The sequence below is a fragment of the Methylocella silvestris genome (assembly GCF_002891535.1).
GTDB lineage: Bacteria > Pseudomonadota > Alphaproteobacteria > Rhizobiales > Beijerinckiaceae > Methylocapsa > Methylocapsa silvestris_A.
In genome coordinates this window covers 1-3,422 of sequence record NZ_PDZR01000052.1, presented here as the reverse complement: position 1 = coordinate 3,422, position 3,422 = coordinate 1, and the positions used below count along the sequence as shown (strand labels likewise).

2 protein-coding genes and 2 pseudogenes are annotated in these 3,422 nt (G+C 60.1%); all 4 read left to right on the top strand.

Annotated features, from left to right (window positions below; genetic code table 11):
* Positions 1-296 (top strand): annotated as a pseudogene (locus CR492_RS20935) (hypothetical protein); the annotation flags it as partial.
* A 562-nt stretch (positions 297-858) separates the two neighbouring features.
* Positions 859-1,437: a hypothetical protein gene (locus CR492_RS20625; protein WP_146030350.1), complete on the top strand. Its 579-nt coding sequence runs from the start codon at positions 859-861 to the stop codon at positions 1,435-1,437.
* A 785-nt stretch (positions 1,438-2,222) separates the two neighbouring features.
* Positions 2,223-2,426: pseudogene (locus CR492_RS21580) on the top strand (ParB N-terminal domain-containing protein); the annotation flags it as partial.
* 119 nt (positions 2,427-2,545) lie between these two features.
* The coding region (locus CR492_RS20100; protein ID WP_102845485.1) for a DNA-methyltransferase at positions 2,546-3,422 on the top strand (877 nt) is incomplete at its 3' end.

Here is a 3,422-nt window from a genome sequence, read left to right as displayed (position 1 = left end):
CTGCTCCCGATCTAAGCCTTCTGCGCATTCTCGCCCGCGCGCATCGCGTCCAATCGAGCCTCAGCAAAAATCCCAAACTTAGCGTCCGCGACGTTGCGCTTGAGGAGGGCGTGACCGCGCCGCACCTCTATTCGATCCTGCGTCTGCCGTGGTTGGCGCCGGACATCACAACGGCGATCGTCAACGGCAGACAGCCGTCCCATCTCACCGCCAAATCGCTGACGCGGCTTTTGCCGCGACTGCCGGCTGATTGGGCCGAACAAAAAAAGCTTCTGGGCTTCCGCGAGGCCGCATGACGATCGCGCTGGCGCGCAAGGGTCTGAATCGCGCAGACCGCGCCAATTTGAGTACGGCGTCGCGCCTTTGATCGACCCTCAATGTAAGGCGTCCCGACAACCCATGCGCCGCCGCGAACGATGGTCGCGAACTCCTGACACGCGAACTGCGCTTAGGGTCGAGGCCCGCCGACGATCGATCGAAGTGCGGGGCGCGCCAAGCCGACAAGCTCGGGAGCGATGCTGGTCCGACCACACCGTGACGATCGCCTGCCCCTTTCCTCTGGCCGGAAGCCGCTCCGCGACGGCGGGCGGACGCTGCTCGTTAGCGACAGAGCAGTGAACCTCAAAACGGCCGTGCAGAGAAATCGAGGCGACCGCGGACGAGAGCGGCGTCGAGAACCGTCTCCGTCGCCGAGCGGCATTCCACCCCTGCCGACAACGTCCTGAATTCTCGCGAGAAATCGCGCTGTCAAAAAGACAATAACACTTGCAATATCAATATGTTAGACGCTGGCTGGGGACGCAGTCCACGGCGAACCCGTCTCGGGCAGGCAATTCCCTGTTAAACAGGGAAAACGCATTGATTTACGGGCTAAAGGGCGCCGGTCACGGCTGTTTTCCGGCAAAACTTTCCTTCTTTCAAATCATTAGCGGTTGTTTACATTGGGCCGCAAACAGGGAAATTAAGGCAGACGGAACAGCGATTTTCAGCGTGAAATTAAAACGTCGCCGGAGAGCCTTGCGGACGCGATACACACGATTCGGTGTTGGCCGCCATGGCAAGATCTGTCTTTTCCGTGCCAAGCCAAAATTTGGGTGGCTGGAGATTTCAAGCCAGCGTTACCTTCCCCGCCGCCCGCATTTTAGCCCAACAATTTGCGCCGCTAAGTCAGCGCGAGGTCCTCCGATGAAAGCAAAGAAAACCATCACGCTTGGCCTAGTAGACGCTATCGCTGCATTCCGTCAGTCGGCGGCCGATTGCCTCGACGACCACGCGGCGGCGGTGCTCGATCGCCTATCGCGCGACGAGCGGGCGGCCGCAGCCTTCGCCAAGCTCGGCCTCGACGGAGCGGGAGCGCATGGAGTCCTGACCGCTTGTATCGAAGCAGACGAAATGCGCCGAACCTTCAGAAGACATGTCCCCACCCGTCTAAATTAACAGCGCGAAAGCAGACGGCTCGAGCGACTGAGCCGGGCAGTAGCGGACCTACGGCGCTTTGCTCATGAACTCAATCAAGAGCCTAAAGACCGCCTCTCCGCCTCCTTGAGATACCACCCCTCGACGATTCACGACATCAAACAGGGACTGTACTATCTCGACAACGCGATAAAGGCGCATCGCCGCATGGCTAAAGGGACCGTTCTGCGCCTGGGCGCGACGCGTAAGACTGCCGGCAAAGCGGCCGAGACCGCCGCTATCGGTTGGTTGGCGGAGGGGGTTGAACGCTGCTGTGGCCGCCCACACTCGGAAGCCGCAGCCGATTTGGCCGAGGCCACACTTCGCTGCAAAGTCACGCTTGATCGAATTCGAGAGGCTCGTCGAACCCGTGACCGCGAATGGCGGGAACGTGAAGAAATGGTTCGTTCGGACACGAAATAGCCGGCCAACGAACCGTAGAGATTCGGGCTTTCTGCTTTAATTTTTGCTGGACGTCCCAAAGCTCACGAGGTTCACGATGGCTTGCGTATTGATTCGGCAATCGGCGTGATCGCGCCCCTCATACTGGTGTCTGCGGCTTAGCGCGCCGCGCCACGCGTCCGCCGCGACAACCAAATCTAAAGCGCTCTCGATTTGCGAAGCCTCTTATGAGGCAAACGTCGCCGACAATGTTGGCGGGCGGCAGGAGTCGCGTCGGTTGTCCTGGTTGGCCAACCGACGCAGCGAGCCAGTCTTCGAATCCATTTTCCGTATAGAGCGCCCCGAGAGCATAAGAGGATCGAAAGATGCCGAAAGATAAAAAGGCCACGCGTCCGCGGCGCTTAGCTGCGTCGTCACCCGGCTCCGCGCTCGCCTATGGAAATTTTGAGCTCTTGAAGCTCGATCGCCTTGCGCCAGACCCATCCAATCCGCGCCGGCATAGTCCTCAGCAAATAGCAGCGATTGCCAGCAGCATTGAAGCTTTCGGCTTCAACGCCCCGATCCTGGTCGATGGAAAGACAGGGTTGTCGCAGGACATGGCCGCCTTGAGGCGGCAAAGCGGCTCGGGCTCGAAACCGTCCCCGTCATCCGGCTTGAGCATCTGACTGAGGCGCAAGCCAAGGCCTACATGCTCGCGGATAACAAGCTGACCGACCGGTCCTCCTGGGACGACGCCAAAGTCGCGATCGTTCTTAAGGAGCTTTCTGAAATTGCCCTTGATTTCGAGATCGAGGCGACGGGCTTCGAGCCTCCGGAGATCGACTTTCGTCTACAGTCTTTGGAGGCGCCGGATGTAGCCGACGGCGCAGATGAGTTTGACGCTCCTTGCGGACGGCCTGTCTCCCGACCCGGCGACCTGTGGCTTTTGAACGATCATCGCCTCTTCTGCGGCGACGCGCTCGATCCTTCCGCCTACGAGGCGCTCCTCGAGGGACAGAAAGCCTCGGGGGTGTTTAGCGACGCACCCTATAACGTCCGCATCAAGGGTCACGCGGGCGGTAAAGGTCGAAAGAAGCATCGCGAATTTGCCATGGCTTCCGGCGAGATGACGAGCGAGGCCTTCTCTCGCTTTCTCACCGATGCGTTCGGCCTGATGGCGACTCACGTCAGCGAAGGCGCGACGTTCTTTGCCTGCATGGACTGGCGCCACGTCTTCGAGATGGTCGAGACCGTTCGTGCGCTCGATTGCGAGCTGATCAATCTTTGCGTTTGGGTCAAGCCGAACGGAGGCATGGGCTCTCTTTATCGCTCGCGCCATGAGCTGATTTTCGTGTTCGGAAAGCGCGGCGCGCGGCGCGAGAACAATGTGCAGCTCGGCAAATTCGGTCGAAACCGGACGAATGTCTGGAATTACCCGGGCGCCAACGCTTTCGCCCGACGCGGCCGAACGCGCGGCCTCGATGTTCACCCGACCGTCAAGCCAATCGCGATGGTCGCCGACGCGATCCTCGACGCGACGCAGCGCGGCGACATTATTCTTGATCCCTTCTGCGGCAGCGGCACAA